General features: G+C 62.1%; 22 protein-coding genes and 1 pseudogene. 17 read left to right on the top strand and 6 right to left on the bottom strand.

What is annotated here, in order from left to right; translation table 11 throughout:
- Nucleotides 1-30 precede the first annotated feature (30 nt).
- Together IG197_RS02580 and IG197_RS02575 are read left to right on the top strand one after the other, a co-directional pair.
- Nucleotides 31-762, top strand: a complete 732-nt coding sequence (locus tag IG197_RS02580; RefSeq protein ID WP_192316760.1) for a VWA domain-containing protein — start codon at nucleotides 31-33, stop codon at nucleotides 760-762.
- The gene (locus IG197_RS02575) at nucleotides 759-1,454 is read left to right on the top strand and encodes a DnaJ domain-containing protein (protein ID WP_192316758.1); all 696 of its coding nucleotides are present in this window, start codon (nucleotides 759-761) and stop codon (nucleotides 1,452-1,454) included. Before IG197_RS02580 ends, IG197_RS02575 begins: the two co-directional genes overlap by 4 nt.
- 41 nt (nucleotides 1,455-1,495) lie before the next feature.
- Here IG197_RS02575 and IG197_RS02570 read toward each other — a convergent pair whose 3' ends face one another.
- The gene (locus tag IG197_RS02570) at nucleotides 1,496-2,992 is read right to left on the bottom strand and encodes a D-alanyl-D-alanine carboxypeptidase (RefSeq protein ID WP_192316757.1); all 1,497 of its coding nucleotides are present in this window, start codon (nucleotides 2,990-2,992) and stop codon (nucleotides 1,496-1,498) included.
- Nucleotides 2,993-3,264: 272 nt separating this feature from the next.
- On the opposite strand from IG197_RS02570, the gene IG197_RS02565 reads away from it, so the two are divergent.
- From IG197_RS02565 to clpA, 3 genes are all read left to right on the top strand, one after another.
- Nucleotides 3,265-3,594: a phasin family protein gene (locus IG197_RS02565; protein WP_067962446.1), complete on the top strand. Its 330-nt coding sequence runs from the start codon at nucleotides 3,265-3,267 to the stop codon at nucleotides 3,592-3,594.
- A 273-nt stretch (nucleotides 3,595-3,867) separates the two neighbouring features.
- Nucleotides 3,868-4,197, top strand: coding sequence for an ATP-dependent Clp protease adapter ClpS (gene clpS / locus IG197_RS02560; RefSeq protein WP_067966623.1), 330 nt, complete (start codon nucleotides 3,868-3,870; stop codon nucleotides 4,195-4,197).
- A gap of 8 nt (nucleotides 4,198-4,205) precedes the next feature.
- Nucleotides 4,206-6,677, top strand: coding sequence for an ATP-dependent Clp protease ATP-binding subunit ClpA (gene clpA / locus IG197_RS02555; protein WP_067962443.1), 2,472 nt, complete (start codon nucleotides 4,206-4,208; stop codon nucleotides 6,675-6,677).
- 70 nt (nucleotides 6,678-6,747) lie between these two features.
- Here clpA and IG197_RS02550 read toward each other — a convergent pair whose 3' ends face one another.
- On the bottom strand, nucleotides 6,748-7,998 hold the full coding sequence (locus IG197_RS02550; protein ID WP_154386044.1) for a diguanylate cyclase: 1,251 nt from the start codon (nucleotides 7,996-7,998) through the stop codon (nucleotides 6,748-6,750).
- A 193-nt stretch (nucleotides 7,999-8,191) separates the two neighbouring features.
- Between IG197_RS02550 and IG197_RS02545 the strand changes: the two genes are divergently transcribed.
- The 4 genes from IG197_RS02545 (at nucleotide 8,192) to IG197_RS02530 (ending at nucleotide 10,355) form a co-directional block, all read left to right on the top strand.
- Nucleotides 8,192-8,938 (top strand): AzlC family ABC transporter permease, encoded by a 747-nt coding sequence (locus IG197_RS02545; RefSeq protein WP_067962437.1) that lies wholly within the window; start codon nucleotides 8,192-8,194, stop codon nucleotides 8,936-8,938.
- A complete protein-coding gene (locus IG197_RS02540) occupies nucleotides 8,935-9,282 on the top strand; it encodes an AzlD domain-containing protein (protein WP_067966621.1) in 348 nt (115 codons plus the stop codon). Before IG197_RS02545 ends, IG197_RS02540 begins: the two co-directional genes overlap by 4 nt.
- 117 nt (nucleotides 9,283-9,399) lie before the next feature.
- The gene (locus tag IG197_RS02535; RefSeq protein WP_192316755.1) at nucleotides 9,400-9,717 is read left to right on the top strand and encodes a hypothetical protein; all 318 of its coding nucleotides are present in this window, start codon (nucleotides 9,400-9,402) and stop codon (nucleotides 9,715-9,717) included.
- A complete protein-coding gene (locus IG197_RS02530) occupies nucleotides 9,708-10,355 on the top strand; it encodes a phosphatase PAP2 family protein (protein ID WP_192316753.1) in 648 nt (215 codons plus the stop codon). The genes IG197_RS02535 and IG197_RS02530 overlap by 10 nt, the downstream gene beginning before the upstream one ends.
- 100 nt (nucleotides 10,356-10,455) lie before the next feature.
- Here IG197_RS02530 and IG197_RS02525 read toward each other — a convergent pair whose 3' ends face one another.
- The gene (locus IG197_RS02525) at nucleotides 10,456-10,890 is read right to left on the bottom strand and encodes an HIT family protein (protein ID WP_067962427.1); all 435 of its coding nucleotides are present in this window, start codon (nucleotides 10,888-10,890) and stop codon (nucleotides 10,456-10,458) included.
- A gap of 88 nt (nucleotides 10,891-10,978) precedes the next feature.
- On the opposite strand from IG197_RS02525, the gene IG197_RS02520 reads away from it, so the two are divergent.
- Nucleotides 10,979-11,308 (top strand): multidrug efflux SMR transporter, encoded by a 330-nt coding sequence (locus IG197_RS02520; protein ID WP_067966619.1) that lies wholly within the window; start codon nucleotides 10,979-10,981, stop codon nucleotides 11,306-11,308.
- A 3-nt stretch (nucleotides 11,309-11,311) separates the two neighbouring features.
- On the opposite strand, the gene IG197_RS02515 is transcribed toward IG197_RS02520, so the two are convergent.
- From IG197_RS02515 to IG197_RS02505, 3 genes are read right to left on the bottom strand one after another with little or no spacing between them, the layout of a single operon-like run.
- Nucleotides 11,312-12,514: a GNAT family N-acetyltransferase gene (locus tag IG197_RS02515; protein ID WP_192316751.1), complete on the bottom strand. Its 1,203-nt coding sequence runs from the start codon at nucleotides 12,512-12,514 to the stop codon at nucleotides 11,312-11,314.
- A gap of 38 nt (nucleotides 12,515-12,552) precedes the next feature.
- Nucleotides 12,553-13,281 (bottom strand): glycerophosphodiester phosphodiesterase, encoded by a 729-nt coding sequence (locus IG197_RS02510; RefSeq protein WP_067966615.1) that lies wholly within the window; start codon nucleotides 13,279-13,281, stop codon nucleotides 12,553-12,555.
- 8 nt (nucleotides 13,282-13,289) lie between these two features.
- Nucleotides 13,290-13,754 carry a RidA family protein gene (locus tag IG197_RS02505; RefSeq protein ID WP_067962419.1) on the bottom strand — a complete coding sequence of 155 codons (465 nt, stop codon included), beginning with the start codon at nucleotides 13,752-13,754 and terminating at the stop codon, nucleotides 13,290-13,292.
- A gap of 143 nt (nucleotides 13,755-13,897) precedes the next feature.
- On the opposite strand from IG197_RS02505, the gene IG197_RS02500 reads away from it, so the two are divergent.
- From IG197_RS02500 to IG197_RS02470, 7 genes and pseudogenes are all read left to right on the top strand, one after another.
- Complete coding sequence (locus IG197_RS02500; protein ID WP_067962414.1) at nucleotides 13,898-14,725, top strand: cell envelope integrity EipB family protein; 828 nt, start codon at nucleotides 13,898-13,900, stop codon at nucleotides 14,723-14,725.
- 9 nt (nucleotides 14,726-14,734) lie between these two features.
- Nucleotides 14,735-15,007: pseudogene (locus IG197_RS02495) on the top strand (DUF4031 domain-containing protein); the annotation flags it as partial.
- A 363-nt stretch (nucleotides 15,008-15,370) separates the two neighbouring features.
- Nucleotides 15,371-16,153, top strand: a complete 783-nt coding sequence (gene rpsB / locus IG197_RS02490; protein WP_067962398.1) for a 30S ribosomal protein S2 — start codon at nucleotides 15,371-15,373, stop codon at nucleotides 16,151-16,153.
- Between the two features lie 118 nt (nucleotides 16,154-16,271).
- Nucleotides 16,272-17,192, top strand: coding sequence for a translation elongation factor Ts (gene tsf, locus IG197_RS02485; protein ID WP_067962397.1), 921 nt, complete (start codon nucleotides 16,272-16,274; stop codon nucleotides 17,190-17,192).
- 107 nt (nucleotides 17,193-17,299) lie between these two features.
- On the top strand, nucleotides 17,300-18,022 hold the full coding sequence (gene pyrH, locus IG197_RS02480; RefSeq protein WP_067962395.1) for a UMP kinase: 723 nt from the start codon (nucleotides 17,300-17,302) through the stop codon (nucleotides 18,020-18,022).
- Nucleotides 18,023-18,065: 43 nt separating this feature from the next.
- Entirely contained in the window at nucleotides 18,066-18,620 is a 555-nt protein-coding gene (gene frr, locus IG197_RS02475; protein WP_067962393.1) for a ribosome recycling factor, read from the top strand.
- Complete coding sequence (locus IG197_RS02470; RefSeq protein ID WP_256441262.1) at nucleotides 18,617-19,372, top strand: isoprenyl transferase; 756 nt, start codon at nucleotides 18,617-18,619, stop codon at nucleotides 19,370-19,372. The genes frr and IG197_RS02470 overlap by 4 nt, the downstream gene beginning before the upstream one ends.
- The last annotated feature ends 7 nt before the right edge of the window (nucleotides 19,373-19,379 follow it).

Here is a 19,379-nt window from a genome sequence, read left to right as displayed (position 1 = left end):
CTATCGCGCGCCGCCACATCTTCTTTGGTGATGAGCGACCAAAGCAAACCTCCGGCTACGTCAGCCAATCACCCGCCGGTCGAGCGCCGTTCGGATTCCGCGGCGATCGACGCATTCGTGCGCCAGGCGCGCGCGCTGGCCACCGGCAAGGCCAATGGTCGACTGGTGCTGGCGCTCGACGCCACGATGAGCCGGCAGCCGACCTGGGATCTCGCCTGTGAATTGCAGGGCCAGATGTTCGACGCCGTCGGCAACACCGGCAGGTTGAACGTGCAGCTTGTCTATTTCCGCGGGCTTGGCGAATGCCGGGCGTCCAAATTTGTTGCCGAGACGGCGTCACTCAAGCAGCTGATGACGTCCATCCAGTGCCGCAGCGGTCAGACGCAGGTCGGCAAGGTGCTGGCGCATGCGCTCAAGGAGACGTCGTCCGCCAAGGTCGATGCGCTGGTCTACATCGGCGATGCGATGGAAGAGAACATCGACGAACTGGCCGAAAAGGCCGGCAAACTTGGCTTGTTAGGCGTTCCGGCCTTCGTCTTCCAGGAAGGCCATGACGCAGACGCCGAGCGCGCCTTCAAGGAGATCGCGCGGCTCAGCAAGGGCGCCTGGTTCCGCTTTGACCGCAAGGCCGCGACGACCTTGTCGAAGCTTTTGTCCGCGGTCGCCGTCTTTGCCACGGGCGGCATCAAGGCGCTGGAGGCGAGGGGCCGTCCCGAGGACATTCTGATGCTCGAGCATTTGAGGAGCGGCAAGGCGCCATGACAGTTCTCGCCGTCCTCGCCGCTGTCCTGGTATTTTCGACGCTGGCCGTCACCATCTTCTTGCGCGCAGATGCGACCCAGCTTGCCAGGGCGCTGAAGATGGCAGGGCCATTGGCGCTGGGGCTGGTTGGCGTGGTTCTGTTGCTGTTGGGTCGGGCAGCCGTCGGCGGCGGCCTGATCTCCGCGGCCCTGGCCTGGTATGTGGCCGGCAGGAGGGGGGCTTCTACCAGTCGAACGCCGGGGCGGCGTTCGACCGTAAGGACCGCGGCGCTCGAAATGGAGCTTGATCACGACACAGGTGGCCTGCAGGGATTCGTCCTGGCCGGCCACCAGGAAGGCAAGTCACTCGCCTCACTCGGCCTTACCGAACTCAAGGCACTCTACAAGGAGCTGTCCGGCGATCCGGAAAGCCTACAGCTACTTGAGACCTATCTTGACGGCCGCTTTCCCGTTTGGCGAGAAGACGCGCAACCTGACCGAGACGACGGGCAGCGTGTTGCGCCAAGTTCTGGCGCCATGACTAAGGAGGAGGCCTACAAGGTCCTTGGTCTTGAAGCGGGGGCCGCCGCGGCGGATGTCCGCAAGGCGCATCGACGACTGATTCAGCGCCTGCATCCCGATCTCGGAGGCTCGTCTTTCCTCGCGGCGAGGATCAACGAAGCCAAGGACGTCCTTCTCTCCGATCATCACTAGACTCTCCTTCGACACAGAACTTTCCAGGAGGTTGGGGGCGCCTACTGCGCGATGGCGTAGCAGGCGATCTTCTTCTTCTTCAGTGCGTTGCAGGCATTCCAGGCGGAGTCCTTGGATTCGAAGCCGGCAAAGCGGGCACGGAAGTAGGTCACGCCGCCCTTTTCGAAGGGCACGGTGAAGGGCGAAGCCTTGGCAAGTGCTGCTCCAGCCTGCTTTGCCGTCTTGTCGAGGATGGCACGCGCCTCGCCGTCGCTCGGCGACGACGCGACCTGGATCGCCCAGCCCGACGGGACTGACGCGGTTTTCATCTGGTCGAGGGCCTGGACGGCCGGAGCGCGCTCTTCTGCGTAGGCCTGCTCGACGCCCTCAGCGGGAGCGCGATCCTTGGCCTTGCGGATCTGGAACGGAATCTTGCCGCCGAAACGTTCGGTCGAAGCCATGGCGATCTTCGGCTCGGTGGTGCGTGCGATGACCGGCTTCGGAGCGGGCACGGCAGCAGCCACGACAACTTCGTCGCTCTCGACGGCCTCATCGGCGGAAGCGTCGGCGACGACGATCTCCTCGGCTTCCGGGCGCATGTCGGGCGTCGGCGCATTGCGCTTGGGCAACTGAGCCTTGGCGACCGCGACGGCCGGCATCGGCGTATCGGTCTTGGCGATCAGGTCGCCACCGCCGCGCTTCGAGGCCTGCGGCATGTAGGTCTTGATCAGTTCAGCCATCTTGTTGTCACGGCTGGCGCCGCTGGTGCCGCCGAGAACCACGGCGACGATGCGGCGGTTGCCGTCCTGCACCGACGAGACCAGGTTGAAGCCCGAGGCGCGGGTGTAGCCGGTCTTGATGCCGTCGACGCCCTTGATGCGGCCGAGCAGGCGATTGTGATTGGCAATGCGCTGGCGGCCGAAAGCAAACGAGCGCGTCGAGAAATAGCTGTAATACTGCGGAAAATGCTCACGTAGCGCGATGCCGAGCTTGGCCATGTCGCGCGCGGTGGTGAACTGGGCGGTGTTGGGCAGGCCGTTGGCATTGCGGAACACGGTGCCCTTCATGCCTAGGCTGCGTGCCTTGGCGGTCATCATGCGGGCGAAGTTTTCTTCCGAGCCGCCGATCATTTCGCCGAGCGCGGTCGAGGCATCGTTGGCCGAGCGCGTGATGAGCGAGAGAATCGCTGCTTCGACGCTGATCGAACCGCCTGCCTTGACGCCGATCTTGGTCGGCGGCTCGGCGGCTGCGTTCTTGGAAAACACGACCTTGGTATCTTTCTGGATTCGACCCTTCGAAAGCGCCTCGAAGGTCAGATAGAGCGTCATCATCTTGGTCAGCGACGCCGGATAGCGCCGGGAATCGGCACTCGAGGAGTGAAGGGTTTCACCGGTGTTCGCATCGACGACGATCGCTGCGTAGCGACTGTCCCTGGTCGCCTTGGCTGCAGAAACAGGAGCCGCCGACGCCATCCCTATGGCTGCGGCGAGGGTGAAAACCATGAACGATTTGATGGAGATGGCCGACTTGAGCACTTTACCCGGCAACGCTTGACGCACTGTTACACCCTTGAATTATTGTTGCATGTGGGGCGGCAAAGGTTCCTGCCCCGTATCGATGCACAGTAGGGTCACAGCGTTACCAATCCGTTTATGGTAACCGGCTCGTTCACACTTTTGCTTGGGCTTTAGTCTAACTTTACCGAACGGGATCGTCGCTTCGGGCGGTATGGAATGACGCGGGGTCAGTTGACATTTTGTGCGCTGCACAATATCTAGGCTGCATCGCACAATCACATAGCGCAGCGCGCGGAACCCGAAAGGATGCAGCGATGACCCAGACCTATGAAGATTTCAGCAAATACGGCAAGGACTTCGTCGACACCGGCCTGAAGAGCTTCGCTTCGCTCTCCAAGGGCGCGCAGGCGATCGCCACCGAGACGACCGACTACACCAAGAAGAGCTTCGAGGCAGGTGCTGCCACCTTCGAGAAGCTGCTCGGCGTCAAGTCGCTCGAGAAGGCCGTCGAAATCCAGACCGACTATGCCAAGCAGGCTTATGAAGGTTTTGTCGCCGAGGCGACCAAGCTCGGCGAACTTTATGCCGAACTCGCCAAGGATGCCTACAAGCCGTTTGAGTCGCTCGTCGCCAAGGCGAAGTGATCGACTGATCCCCGATTTCAGGGGGCTGGATCGAAAGATCCGGCAGATAAGACCCGGTTGCGCCCGCGCAGCCGGGTTTTTTGTTTTTCTTTTGCACAAGTGCTTCACGTTTATGGCAATTCGGGCCATGCCGCCCCCGTCACCATATTGTCAGCACGTCAGAAGGGCTTAAAATCCCCCTAATGACACCTACATGACGAAGTGTCGGAATTGATGAAGGGCAGGACCAGATTGACGACCGGCTTGGAAGCCACGAACTTCGACGTGGCGCGGATGCAGAGCGGTGACGAGGGAGGCAACGGCCCAGGCCGCGGCACCGCAGTCATTACCCGTACGAAGACCAAGACCAAGCGGCCGAGCCTCTACCGGGTGCTCATCCTCAACGACGACTACACCCCGATGGAGTTCGTCGTGCATGTGCTCGAACGCTTCTTCCAGAAGGACAGGGAGGCCGCTACCCGCATCATGCTGCATGTCCACAACCATGGCGTCGGCGAATGCGGGATCTACACGTTCGAAGTGGCCGAGACAAAGGTGTCCCAGGTCATGGATTTCGCCAGACAAAATCAGCATCCGCTGCAATGCGTGATGGAGAAGAAGTGAGGTATTGAATGCCGGCTTTCTCCCAGGGCCTCGAAAAAGCGCTGCATCAGGCGTTGACGCTCGCCAACGAGCGTCACCATGAATATGCGACGCTCGAACATCTGCTGCTCGCTCTCATCGACGACAATGAGGCAGCAGCGGTCATGCGCGCCTGCAACGTCGATCTCGACGAACTCAAGCAGACAGTGCTGACCTATATCGACACCGAGCTCGACAATCTCGTCACCGGCTATGACGAGGATTCGAAGCCGACCGCCGGTTTCCAGCGCGTCATCCAGCGCGCCGTCATCCACGTCCAGTCGTCCGGCCGCGAGGAAGTGTCCGGCGCCAACGTGCTCGTTGCGATCTTCGCCGAGCGCGAGAGCCATGCCGCCTATTTCCTGCAGGAACAGCAGATGACCCGCTACGACGCGGTCAACTACATCTCGCACGGCATCGCCAAGCGTCCCGGCGCCACCGAAACGCGCAGCCCGCGCGGCGCCGATGAGGAGCAGGGCAGCTCGAACAATGAGGCAAACGAAGAGACAGGCAAGGGCAAGAAGCAGCAGGATGCGCTGACGGCCTATTGCGTCAATCTCAACGTCAAGGCGCGGGCCGGCAAGATCGATCCGCTGATCGGCCGCGAGTCCGAGATCAACCGCACCATCCAGGTGCTGTGCCGCCGCTCCAAGAACAACCCGCTCTACGTCGGCGACCCCGGCGTGGGTAAGACTGCGATCGCCGAGGGCCTCGCCAAGCGCATCGTCGAGGGCGATGTTCCCGAAGTGCTCGAGGATGCCACCATCTTCGCGCTCGACATGGGCACGCTGCTTGCCGGCACGCGCTATCGCGGCGATTTCGAGGAACGGCTGAAGCAGGTGGTCAAGGAGCTCGAGGAGTATCCGGGCGCTGTGCTGTTCATCGACGAGATCCACACCGTCATCGGTGCGGGTGCGACATCGGGCGGCGCGATGGATGCCTCCAACCTGCTCAAGCCGGCGCTGTCGTCGGGTGCCATCCGCTGCATCGGCTCGACCACCTACAAGGAGTTCCGCCAGTTCTTCGAGAAGGACAGGGCGCTTGTCCGTCGTTTCCAGAAGATCGACGTCAACGAGCCGACCGTCGACGACGCCATCGAGATCATGAAGGGCCTCAAGCCCTATTATGAGGACTTCCACAAGGTGAAGTTCACCAACGAGGCGATCAAGGCGGCCGTCGAGCTTTCGGCACGCTACATCAACGACCGCAAGCTGCCCGACAAGGCGATCGACGTGATCGACGAGACGGGCGCGTCGCAGATGCTTTTGCCGGAAGGCAAGCGCAAGAAGACGATCGGCATCAAGGAGATCGAGGCGACGATCGCCACGATGGCGCGTATTCCGCCGAAGACCGTCTCGGCCGACGACGAAAAGGTGCTGGCCGGCCTCGAGGTCGAGCTGCAGCGCGTCGTCTATGGTCAGGACACGGCGATCACCGCGCTTACCTCGGCCATCAAGCTGGCACGTGCCGGCCTGCGCGAACCGGAGAAGCCGATCGGCTCCTACCTGTTCTCGGGCCCGACCGGTGTCGGCAAGACCGAAGTGGCAAAGCAACTCGCTCTGTCGCTCGGCGTCGAGCTGATCCGCTTCGACATGTCGGAGTATATGGAGCGCCATACCGTCAGCCGCCTGATCGGCGCGCCGCCCGGCTATGTCGGCTTCGACCAGGGTGGTCTTCTGACCGACGGCGTCGACCAGCATCCGCATTGCGTGTTGCTGCTCGACGAAGTGGAAAAGGCCCATCCCGATCTGTTCAACATCCTGTTGCAGGTCATGGACCACGGCAAGCTGACCGACCACAACGGCAAGCAGATCGACTTCCGCAATGTCATCCTGATCATGACCACCAATGCGGGCGCGTCCGACGCGCAGCGCGCGGCGATCGGTTTCGGGTCGACAAAACGCGAAGGCGACGATGTCGAGGCGATCAACAGGCTGTTCACGCCCGAGTTCCGCAACCGCCTCGATGCCATCATCCCGTTCGGCTCGCTGCCGGTGCCGGTGGTGCATCAGGTCGTGCAGAAGTTCGTCATGCAGCTGGAAGCCCAGCTTTCCGAGCGGGGCGTCACCTTCGACCTGTCGCCGGATGCCATCGCCTGGCTGGCCGAGAAGGGCTACGACGAGCGCATGGGCGCGCGTCCGCTCGGCCGCGTCATCCAGGAGCACATCAAGAAGCCGCTGGCCGACGAGGTGCTGTTCGGCAAGCTCAAGAAGGGCGGCACGGTGCGTGTCACCGTCGAGAAGAAGGAAACCGGCGAATCCGGCCTGAAACTCGAGACGGTTGCCGACGAAGTGCCGGTGAAGCCGAAGAAGGAAGATCCGGCCGATCGTCCGAAGCCCAAGAAAGCTGCTGCCAAGAAGCCGGTCGCCAAGAAGGTCGTGTCGGCGAAGCCGAAGTCCGAGCCGAAGGGCAAGGATGGCGGCAAGCGCAGCCTCGTTCCCCAATTGCCTCGAAAGGGCTGATTGGAAAAACAAGGAAGCCCCGGCAACGGGGCTTCCTTTTTGGCTGATCGAAACTGCCCGGCGGCTTGCTTCAGGCGATGACGGGGCTCTCGACGCGGTTCCGGCCGAGCCGTTTGGCACGATACAGCCAGGTGTCGGCATCCCTGATCATCTGCTCGACCGAAACTGGACCGCTTCTGGCGGTCGTCACCCCGATGCTGACGGTGGTGCTCAGGCCGGGCTCAGCCAGGGTCATGCTCGCTACCGCAGCGCGCAGGCGCTCGGCGAGGATCGTCGCGTCGCCGGCGTTCAAGTCCTGGCAGATGGCGACGAACTCTTCGCCACCATAACGGAACAGGCGGTCGCCGCTGCGCAAAGCGCCGTCCAGCGCGCGTGCAACGTCCTTGAGCACCTTGTCACCGGTGACATGGCCATACTGGTCGTTGATGCTCTTGAAGTGGTCGATGTCGATCATCAGCATGCTCACCGGCTTGCGGTCGGCCAGTGGCCGGTCGATCAGCGACTGTGCCACCGCTTCGAAATGGCCACGGTCACTGGTGCCGGTCAGCGTGTCCTTGCCGGTCTTTTCCAGCAGGTCCTCGTAGCGATGGCGAAACGTCAGCCGGTCGAAGACCTTGAGCAGCGGCTCGGGGCCGGCCAGTGCCGGACGTGTCTCGACATATCTGAGGTAGATGACGAGCATTGCGCTGTAGAGGGCCGCTGCCGCCATCTTGGCGATCCAGCCGCCGTAAAGCGCGCTGATCGGCACACCCGACACCAGATGCAAGCCAAGGAAGAACATCAACTGGTCGAAGGTGAGGACCAGAGCGGCGCTGAGGAAAATGCGCTTGAACAGGGTGTTGGCGATGCGCTGTCCGAGCTTCTCGTAGATCAGGATCAAGGCGATGCTGTCGAGGAACAGCAGGGCCGTGCCCCAGACCATCAGTACGCCCATGTCGTCAAGGAACGTCAGGTCGGGTTGATAACCCGGCATTTCCGCGACATCGCCGTAGAGGCGCAGGATCAGGGCCAGCGCCACCATCAGGCAGTTGCCGATCAGAAGCCCGTAGATCGGCTGGCGTACTGTCTCGGCATCCTCCTTGATGTAGAGCAGAAGGAACATCAGCAGCTTGCCGGAAAACATCACCGTAGAGCCGGGGGATATCAGGCCAAAGGGCAGCTGAACGAAGAAGACGGCGGCAAGATAGGTCTCGAGGAAATGCATGACCCCAAGCACGCAAACAAAGATTCCGATGCCGAATCTGTGCCGTGAATGGAAAACCGCGGCCATGGTCACGAAGTAGATCAGCGCTTGCAGGACCAGCAGCAATGCACCTGTCATGACCTGGCTGTTCCTCGCTTCCCACCCAAAGGCCTATCTACACATTCGCGGTAGGTAAACCGTTAATATGCCGTCTCTTTCGCTGGTTGGCGCGATATGGCGCGGTCGGATCGGTGGTCACGAGGTGCAGTTGATTGCGCCAGGCGGATCGAAGCGCTGACTTGGCAGGGAGGCCATGCTATGCGCGGTTTCAATGCCTGCTGACCACGCATCTCCAACGCCGAGCCTGTCGACACGCCGCCTCTGGTATCTGCGCGGCGTTCGCGCTGCCTTCTCGATCCCCGGCCTGATCCTCGCCAGCGCCTTTATCGGCTTCGCCGGGCTTGCCAAAGAGGCCGGGCTGACGCTTGCGCAGACCGTCTTCATGGTCGGCATGGTCTGGGCTCTTCCGGCCAAGGTGGTGCTGATCGGTGCCATTCTGTCAGGCGCTTCGCTGCCGGCGGCGGCCTTTGCGGTGGCGTTGTCATCGATACGTCTGACCCCGATGGTGGTGGCATTGGTGCCGGAGCTGCGTGGGCCGAGGACGCCGCGCTGGGTGCTCTATGTCCTGTCGCACTTCGTCGCCGTCACCTCCTGGGTACTGGCGATGGAGCGGCTGCGCGGCATCCCGCGGGAGCTTCGCACCACCTACTATGCCGGGCTCGGCTCGACGCTCGTGCTGTTCAACATGGTGGTCACGGCCATCGTCTATCTCGTCGCCGACAGCCTGCCGCCTATCGTCTCGGCGGCATTGTTCCTGCTCACGCCGATGTACTTCCTGACCTCGCTCTGGGGCTCGGCGCGCGAGCGGGCAGGGCACGTTGCCATGATCCTCGGCCTCATTCTCGGCCCGCTTCTCCACCTCGTCGTGCCCGGCTTCGACCTGCTCGGCGCCGGCTTGATCGGCGGCGGTATCGCATTTGCCTTCCACAAGCGGGCGTGGCGGAGGACATCGGCATGACCTTCGCCGCTTTCGACAACTGGTGGTGGCCGTTCCTGTTCATCCTCGTCGGCGGCTGGCTCGCCACTGACGCCTGGCGCTTCCTTGGCGTCTATCTCGGCGACCGCCTGTCGGAGGACTCGGACCTGCTTGTCCTGGTCCGCGCACTCGCCACCGCACTCGTCGCCGCGGTCATCGGCAATCTGATCGTCTTTCCCAGCGGAGCGCTTGTCGACACCGCGCTTGCCCTCCGCATCGGTGCCGCCTGCGCTGGGTTCGTTGCCTATATCTGCCTCGGGCGAAAGATTTTGGTCGGCATCGTTGCGGCCGAAGTGATCCTGCTGGTAGGGATGTGGACATCCTGAGCCGCTGGGACATTGCCCGCATTCCAGAGCCACAGCGCTGGTTCCGCTGTGTCTCGGTACATTCGCGACGGCTTAAATTCTGATGCCTAATATCCTCCAAGGGTTGGGGGATCCACAATGACCGAACTGGACGTGACGGCGCCTGAACTCAGGCAGCGGACTGATGCCCTGCTGTCCGTCAAAATGGCGCTCGTTGGTTTGCTGATTGCGATCGATGCGCAGTGGATAGGGGCGACGGACTTCGTTTTTGACCCTGTCAGCGCGGTCAAAGTAGTTGCCGTGGTATCCGGATTGGCGTCCATATCCTGGTTCTATGCCGTAATGCGCCCGGTCGAACGCTTCCAGGTCCTGTGTGCCGAAACAGCTGTGCTGTTAGCATTCTCTGCGGCCGCGACCGTGCTCAGCGTTCTGGTGATTCCAACGACATGCCGCTGATCGACGACCGGTTGATCACATTCGACGCTGCGTTGGGTTTCGATTGGCGTGCCTATGTCGATTTCGTCAATGCGAGACCCTGGCTCGCCCAACTGTCGTCAATGGTCTATGTCACATCACTGTCGCAGGTTGCATTGACAATATTTGCGACCAGTTTGCTGGGACGAACCCGGCGCGTTCAGCAGGTCGTGACTGCGGTTATGCTGGGTGCGCTGGTGTGCGTCTTGGTTTCAGCCCTCTTGCCAGCAGCCGGAGTTCTCGGGACCGTCCGTCCATCCGCCGACTTCATGGCTATGAACAAGCCAATCGTCGATCTCGCATACAAGCAGGCGTTTTTTGACATTCGCGCCGGCACATCACGCTTGATCTCACTTGACCACCCCCAAGGGCTCATTGCGTTCCCGTCCTATCACTGGGCGCTGTCTGTGTTGACCGTGATTGCTTTCTGGAGGGTCAGGATCTGGTTCTGGCCTGTGTTGGCGCTGAACCTTGCCGTCATTTTGTCTTCCCCAGTTGACGGCGGCCATCATCTTGCCGACGCGTTGGCCGGCCTTCTTGTGGCGTTTTTGGCCTGGGGGATGGCTGAGAAGCTCTCAACGGTTGTTGAAGGCCGGCTTGCCGTGGAAGCCATCGCGTGATCTGGAGCAGGGTCTCTGAAGTAGCGGTTGAGACTACGGCGCATTCGACAGGCCGGCCGCCGAGGCAGCGCTCTCGCTGGCCTGAAACGCGCTGCGTCTGTCATGCTCCCGCCAGCGCAGCCCTGATCTTCTCTGCGTTTGCCGCCAGCACTTCAGGCTTTTCCATCACCGCCGCGTGACCCTTGGGTGCGACGCCTTCGAAGCGAGGCACGATGTGGACGTGGAGATGGAACACCGTCTGGCCGGCCGGAGCTTCGTTGAACTGCGAGATCACGATGCCGTCGGCGTCGAAAGCCTGCTGGGCGGCCCTTGCCACCTTCTGGACTGCTGCGAACAGCCGGCCGAATGTCTCGGGTTCGGCGTCGAGAAGGTTGCGCGACGGCGTCTTGGGCACCACGAGCGTATGCCCGGTGCTCTGCGGCATGACATCCATGAACGCCACCACGGCATCGTCTTCGTAGACACGATGCGAGGGGATCTCGCCGCGCAGGATCTTGGCGAAGATGTTGTTTGGATCGTAACCGGCGCTCGACATGGCCTATCCCGTTTGCTGCGATTTCGTGGTGGATGTTTCGGCGCTGGCAGGCGGAACGTCAAGCCGCGGAAGGCTGCAAGGAGCTGAGTTGAACTACATCTATCTGATCGTGGCGGTGGCCTTCGAGGTCGTTGCAACCTCCGCCCTCAAGGAAACCAACGGTTTCACGCGGCTGTGGCCATCCGTCGTAGCACTGGCCGGCTATGCCTGCGCCTTCTATTTCCTTTCCCTTGTGCTGCGCCAGGTGCCGGTCGGCATCGTCTATGCGATGTGGTGCGGTGCCGGTATCGTCTTCATCACGGCGATTGCCTGGATCTGGTTCCGCCAGACGCTCGACCTGCCGGCACTTCTCGGCATCGGGCTGATCATGGCGGGCGTCATCGTGATCAACCTCTTCTCGAAGTCGATAGCCCACTGAACCTCAGCCGCGCCGGAACGGCCCGTGATCATCGAGATACTCGCCGATCTGGGCGACCTCCCGGCGTTCGCGCTCGAGATATTCAGCGACGGCGCGGCGAAGGCCGGGGTGGACGATGTAATGCGCCGACTGCGTCGTGACGGGTCGATAGCCGCGCGCCAGCTTGTGTTCACCTTGGGCGCCGGCCTCGACGATGCGCAGCTTGCGTTCTATGGCGAAGTCGATGGCCTGGTGATAGCAGACCTCGAAATGCAGGAAGGGGTGGTCCTCGATACAGCCCCAGTTGCGGCCGTAGAGCGTGTCGGAGCCGATGAAGTTGATCGCGCCGGCGATGTAGCGGCCGCCGCGTCTGGCCATGACCAGCAGCACGTCGTCGGCCATGCGTTCGCCGATCAGCGAGAAGAATGTCCGGTTGAGGTAAGGCCGACCCCATTTGCGGCCGCCGGTGTCCATGTAGAAGGCGAAGAAGTCGTCCCAGTGCGCTTCGGTGATGTCCTTGCCGGTCAGTCGTTCGATCGAAATGCCTTCGGTCAGCGCCTCGCGCCGCTCCTTCTTCAGCGCCTTGCGCTTGCGCGAGGCCAGCGTGGCGAGAAAGTCGTCATAGGTGCCGAAGCCTTCGTTGAAGAAATGGAACTGCTGGTCGGTGCGGCGAAGGAAGCCGGTGTCGGCGAGGATGTCGACTTCGTCCGGCTCGGCGAAGGTGACATGTGCCGACGACACCCCGACGCCCTCGGCGACACTGCGCAGCGCCGTTGCCAGCGCCGCCTTGGTTACGGTTGCCGTGTTGCCGGGAACAGCCAGAAGGCGAGGGCCGGTCGCCGGCGTGAACGGTATCGAAGCCTGGAGCTTGGGATAATATCGCCCGCCGGCGCGCTCGAAAGCGTCGGCCCAGCCATGGTCGAAGACATATTCGCCCTGGCTGTGTGATTTGGCGTAGCAGGCAAGGGCACCGAGAAAGCTGCCGTCGGCCTTTTCCAGCCGGAGATGGTGGCCTTGCCAACCGGTCTTGCGTACGGCGCAGCCGGAGTCCTCGAGGATGCTCAGAAAATCAAATGAAACAAACGGGTTATAGGCCGATCCTGAAGCCTTTGACGTGCCTGAGAGGCTGTTCCAGTCGTCGCGTCCGAATTCGCTGATGCTTGAGACGACGCGGACGGCGTAGCCGCCATCCGCATTCGTCGCCCCGACATCGCTCGCATTGCTCATGCGTAGTTACTTACGCTCGATAACAGCCGTTGCAAGGGTCAGGCCACCGCCAGCGCATCCGGATCAAAACCCTCGAAGGTCATCTGGTCGGCCTGCGCGAAGGTCGTCCGCACGGCGTCTTCGTCGCGCACTGTCCAGGTGATGACCGGCATGGCGAGCTTGTCGCGCACAAAGCTGACGAACCTGTTCGGCAGGTGCGTCACGGAGTAGGAAACAAACGAAATGCCGTGTGCAAGCATCGAAAAATGTGCTTCGAGCTCGTGATCCAGATCGCCCCATGCGGTCAGTCCGGCCGGAATGCCCGGCGCGTGACGGGAGAAGTCGCGGATCAGCCAATGATCGAAGGACATGATCGCGGCCTTGCCCTTGTAGTTGCGCAAGGCCGCCGCCACGCGTTCGACGAGTTCGCCGTCATGCCCGGGAATGCCCTTGAGTTCGATGACCAGGGGTACGCGCCCGTCGACCAGTTTGAGCATTTCGGCAAGCGTCGGCACATGATCGGCGGTGCCGCCGACGCGAAGTGCCGCAAGCTCGCGTGTCGTACGCTGCCAGATGAAGCCATCCGTACCCGTCAGCCGGTTGAGCACGTCGTCATGAAACACGGCAACGTCGCCGTTGGCGGTCAGATGGACATCGCACTCGATGGCAAAGCCGCGCGCCGCTGCGCGCTCAAAGGCGGACAGCGTGTTTTCCCAGCAGGTCTTGTTGAGGTCGTGCAGGCCGCGATGAGCAATCGGGCGGGCGGTCAGCCAGGATAGGTCGGTCATGAGGCCGCTCATTCGTGCTCGATGATGGCTTCGATCTCGACGGCGGCATTCAGCGGCAGCGAGGCGACGCCGACGGCCGAACGCGCATGCTTGCCGCGGTCGCCAAGTGCCGCGACCAGGAAGTCGGACGCACCATTGGCGACGAGATGCTGCTCGGTGAAGTCGGAGGACGAAGCGACAAAGACGCTGATCTTGACAATGCGACGGATCTTTTCGAGATCGCCAAGAGCTGCCTTTGCCTGGGCGAGGATGTTAACGGCGCACTGCTTGGCCGCCTCCTTGCCGCCTGCAACGTCGACATCGCGGCCAAGCAGGCCGGTGACGGTGAGCTTGCCGTCCTTGAGCGGCAGCTGACCGGCGGTGAAGACGAGATTGCCCGAGCCCATGAAGGGCACGTAGTTGGCGGCGGGGGCTGCGGCTTCGGGCAAGGTGATGCCAAGATCGCTTAGCCGCTTTTCGATTGTTTCGCCCATCGTCTTTCCTTATCTCTGAGTCTCGTGTGGCGGGTGAGGCTGCGCCGAAACTGCTATGTTTGCCTCGCTTCCGCCACGACTTTTTTTAAGGTGGACCATCATTCAAGGCGGCTTGTCATGGCCGCGCCGATCGGAGCCAGTGTATGCGCGCAAAGCGCCTTGTTCTTCTTGCCACCCTGTCCACCTCGCTGCTGTCCCTGACGCCAGCTCTTGCGGCTCCCGTGCTTGCGCCCCATCGCGCCGTCTATGATCTGGTGCTCGACCAGGCCTCCGACCGGTCAGGGATAACAGGCCTTTCCGGGCGCATGGTCTATGAGTTCAATGGCTCCGCTTGCGAAGGCTACACGGTCAAGTTCCGCTTCGTGACCCAGATCGCGACCAGCGAGAACACGCGGCTGACCGATCAGCAGACGACCACCTTCGAGGACGGCGAGGGCAAGACCTTCTCGTTCGTCACCAAATCCTTCGTCGATCAGAACCTCGACCGCGAGGTCAAGGGCACGGCGACGCGCGAAGCCAACGGGCTCAAGGTCGCTTTGGAAAAACCGTCGGCGGGTTCCGTCGACCTCGCGAAGACGCAGTTCCCGACCCAGCATCTCGTCGAGCTGATCGACAAGGCCGAGAAGGGCGAGACCTTTTATGAAACGAGCCTGTTCGACGGCTCCGAGGACGCCGACAAGGTGATGACCACCACCGTCATCGTCGGCAAGAAAAGCGAGGCGCCGGAGGCCGATCCGGAGCGCCCTGCGCTTGCGGCACTCGCCAAGGACAAGTTCTGGCCGGTCGACATCGCCTATTTCGACGAAAGCAAGGGCGGCGGTGAGGAAGTGCCGGAGTATCGCATCAGCTTCAAGCTGCATGAGAACGGCCTGACGCGCGACTTGGTGATGGATTACGGCGATTTCTCGATGACCGGCAAGCTGGTCAATCTATCGTTGTTTCCTGTGCCGCAAGGCGACTGCAAGCATTAGGCCGCTGTCGTGGCGGTCTATGTCGACGCGGCAATCTGGAAGTGGGTGGGCCATCGCTGGTGCCACCTGCTCGCCGACGACAGCGACGAGTTGCATCGTTTCGCCGCCCAGCTCGGCCTGAAGCGTTCGTCCTATCAGGGCCCGCCCAAGACCTCGGCGCCGCATTACGACATTACAGGCTTCGAGCGTGATCGTGCCGTGCGTCTTGGCGCGATCGAATGCAGTCGCGACGAGATCGTGGCGGTGTTTCGCCGCGTGCGCGTGCGCAACTTCAAGCGCCGCGAACCCAAGGTGGTGCAGGAACCGGTGGAACAGGAGCCCGGCATGTCGCGCTGGGCGGCCGGCAGCTGATCTTCTGTTCCGAAGGGAATCGCTGCCAAGGAATCCTCTGCCTGACCAGTGGCGATCGTGCGCTTCGGGAGGCTTTGGTTGAGGCCCACAAGCACGGAAAGCCTCGATTTCCCGGGCAATCGGGCCGGTCCCGGGGTTGCGCTCACCAGCCAATACGTCTATATGCCGCCGCATTCCACACACGGACTTCGGTTTCTGTCCGGGAGAAATCCGGCTGAGACCCCCCGGTGGCGTTTCGAGCATCCAGCGAAAAGCGTCATTGTCCGTGGAGGCCAACCGGATAAGGAAATAACGATGGCACTGCCTGATTTCAGCATGCGCCAGCTTCTTGAAGCTGGTTCTCACTTCGGCCACCAGACCCACCGCTGGAACCCGAAGATGGCGCCCTACATCTATGGCGCCCGCAACAACATCCACATCATCGACCTGTCGCAGACTGTTCCGCTTCTGCACCAGGCTCTCAAGCAGGTTTCGGACGTCGTTTCGCGCGGCGGCCGCGTGCTGTTCGTCGGCACCAAGCGTCAGGCTTCGGACATCGTTGCTGACGCTGCTCAGCGTTCGGCCCAGTACTATGTCAACTCGCGTTGGCTCGGCGGCATGCTGACCAACTGGAAGACGATCTCGAACTCCATCCAGCGCCTGCGCAAGCTCGACGAGCTGCTCGCTGGCGAAGCCCACGGCTTCACCAAGAAGGAGCGCCTGAACCTCGAGCGCGAGCGCGAAAAGCTGGACAAGGCCCTCGGCGGCATCAAGGACATGGGCTCGACGCCGGACCTGATGTTCGTGATCGACACCAACAAGGAAGCCATCGCCATCCAGGAAGCCAAGCGTCTCGGCATTCCGGTTGTCGCGATCATCGATTCGAACTGCGATCCGGATAAGATCGACTTCCCGATCCCCGGCAACGACGACGCTGCCCGCGCCATCCAGCTCTACTGCGATCTGGTTGCCAAGGCTGCGATCGACGGTATCGCTCGCCAGCAGGGCGCGCTCGGTGTCGACATCGGCGCATCGGCCGAAGCCCCGGTTGAGCCTGCGCTCGACGAGACTCCGTCGACTGAAGCGCCCCAGGCGTAATCACGAAGGCCGGGAGACCGGCCTTCCTTTTCAGGATTGGGCGCAACCAGCGCCGGCGTTCGGCGCATCATCGAACCCTCGGTGGTGCGCTCGCGCATTTTGAAGCAAAGAGGCCACAATGAGCATTTCGGCAGCACAGGTTAAAGAACTCCGCGAACTCTCGGGCGCGGGTATGATGGATTGCAAGGCGGCTCTCACCGAGACCGGCGGCGACATGGAAGCCGCGGTCGACTGGCTGCGCAAGAAGGGTATCTCCAAGGCCGACAAGAAGGCCAGCCGTACCGCGGCCGAGGGCCTGGTCGGCGTCGATGCCGGCGTGCGCGAAGCCGTCGTCGTCGAAGTCAACTCGGAGACCGACTTCGTTGCCCGCAACGCCGCCTTCCAGGAAATCGTCGCCAACGTGTCGAAGGTCGCTCTCGCTTATGGCGACACCGACGCTGTTGCCGCTGCGAAATATCCGGGTTCGGACAAGTCCGTTGCCGACACTATCAAGGACGCTGTCGGCACCATTGGCGAGAACATGAGCTTCCGCCGTTCGGTCAAGCTGTCGGTTTCTGAAGGCGTCGTTGCGACCTATGTCCACAACGCGGTTGCCGACAACCTCGGCAAGCTCGGCGTGCTGGTCGCTATCGAGACCGCCGGCAATCATGACGCGGCCCGCGCCTTCGCGCGTCAGGTCGCCATGCACGTTGCTGCGACCAACCCGCTGGCCCTGACGCCCGACGAAGTCGACGCTTCTGCCGTCGAGCGCGAAAAGTCGATCTTCGCCGATCAGGCCCGCCAGTCGGGCAAGCCGGAGAACATCATCGAGAAGATGGTCGAAGGCCGCATGCGCAAGTTCTACGAGGAAGTCGTGCTGTTGAAGCAGGCTTTCGTGCTCAACCCCGACCTGACGGTCGAGGCGGCACTGAAGGACGCTGAAAAGCAGATCGGCGCGCCGGCAAAGATCACCGGCTACGTTCGCTTCGCGCTCGGTGAAGGCATCGAGAAGGAAGAGAGCGACTTCGCCGCTGAGGTCGCTGCGGCCGTCAAGGGCTAAAAAGCAGCGCTGCATCAAGCGCTTCCTGAGGATAGCCGAAGGGCGCCGCGTGACATCGCGGCGCCCTTCGTGTATCGGAACCCAAATTCAACAGCCGCGAGGAACCCATGACCGACAAGCCGCTCTACCGGCGCGTACTGCTTAAGGCGTCGGGTGAAGCCCTGATGGGCGAGCAGCATTTCGGCATCGATGTTTCCGTTGTCGACCGTATTGCCAGCGACATCGCCGAGGCGAGGGCGCTCGGCGTCGAGGTCGGCGTAGTCATTGGCGGCGGCAACATCTTCCGCGGCGTGGCAGTGGCATCCAAGGGTGGCGATCGCGTCACTGGCGACCACATGGGCATGCTTGCCACCATCATCAATTCGCTGGCTCTGCGCACCTCGCTGCACAAGCTTGGCGTTGATGCCGTGGTGCTTTCGGCGATCGCCATGCCCGAACTGTGCGAGAGCTTCTCGCAGCGCCAGGCAACCGCTTACATGGATGCCGGCAAGGTCGTGATTTTTGCCGGTGGCACGGGCAACCCATTCTTCACCACCGATTCGGCAGCGGCCCTGCGTGCCGCCGAGATTGGCGCTGACGCGCTGTTCAAGGGCACCCAGGTCGATGGTGTCTATTCGGCCGATCCCAAGAAGGACCCAGCTGCGACGCGCTTCGAACGCATCACGCACGCCGAAGTCATCACAAAAGGCCTGTCCATCATGGATACGGCCGCGATTGCTCTTGCGCGCGAAAACAACATCCCGATAATCGTCTATTCGATCCATGAAAAAGGCGGGTTCGGCGAAATATTGAAAGGTGGCGGCCGCTGCACGATTGTTGCGGACGCCTGACGATTGGAACGATGGCCCCGAAATCGGGACCAAGGAGACTGCAATGAGCACGGATTACAGCGATCTTCAGCGCCGCATGGAAGGCGCCATCAACGCCTTCAAGCACGACCTCGCCTCGCTGCGCACGGGCCGTGCCTCGAGCAACCTGCTCGATCCGATCCACGTCCAGGCCTATGGCTCGTCGATGCCGCTCAACCAGGTAGCCACAGTGTCCGTGCCTGAGCCGCGCATGATCTCGGTCTCGGTCTGGGACAAGTCTATGGTCGGTGCTGTCGATCGCGCCATCCGTGAATCCAACCTCGGCTTCAACCCGATCGTCGACGGCACCAACCTGCGCATTCCGCTGCCGGAGCTCAACGAGCAGCGCCGCAAGGAACTGGTCAAGATCGCCCACACCTACGCCGAGAACGCCAAGGTCGCCACCCGCCATGTGCGCCGCGACGGCATGGACGCACTCAAGAAGGCCGAGAAGGATGGCGACATCAGCCAGGACGACCAGCGCGTCCAGTCCGACAAGGTCCAGAAGCTGACCGACGATACGATCAGCCAGATCGACAGCCTGCTCGCAGGCAAAGAAGCCGAGATCATGCAAGTCTGAGGCAGGCATACGGCCGGCCCGAAAGCGAACGGATGACTACGCCCGCGCATGTCGCGATTATCATGGACGGCAACGGTCGCTGGGCAAAAGCCCGCGGCCTGCCGCGCGTTGCGGGCCACCGGGCCGGAGTCGAGGCGTTGCGCCGCACCGTTCGTGCCGCCGCAGACCTCGGTATTTCCTGGCTGACCGTCTACGCCTTCTCCTCGGAGAACTGGTCGCGGCCCAAGTCCGAGGTCACCGACCTCATGGGGTTGCTCAAGATCTTCATTCGGCGCGATCTTGCCGAACTCCACAACAGCGGTGTGCGCGTCCAGATCATCGGCGACAGGGCCACACTGCAGCCCGATATCCGCAGCCTGCTCGAGGAAGCCGAAACGCTGACATCGGGCAATGATGCGCTGACACTGGTCATCGCGTTCAACTATGGGGGGCGCGACGAGATCGCGCGCGCCGCGCGCCGGCTGGCGGAAGCGGTCAAGCGTGGCGACATTTCAAGCGAGCAGATCACGCCGGAGCTGTTTGCCGAGGAACTCGACACATCGGGCATTCCTGATCCCGATCTGGTCATTCGCACCAGCGGCGAAATCCGGCTCTCCAATTTCCTGCCCTGGCAGTCGGCCTACAGCGAGCTGATCTTCCAGCCTTGCTACTGGCCGGATTTCACCCGCGAGCATCTGTCGGAGGCCTTGCGCGAATATACCGGCCGCGAACGCCGTTTTGGCGGGCTTGCAGCGCGCGACGTCGCTTCGTGACCTTGCC

Source organism: Aminobacter sp. SR38 (assembly GCF_014843375.1).
In the GTDB taxonomy this organism is placed as follows: Bacteria; Pseudomonadota; Alphaproteobacteria; order Rhizobiales; family Rhizobiaceae; genus Aminobacter; species Aminobacter ciceronei.
This window is presented reverse-complemented; position numbering and strand designations above follow the sequence as displayed.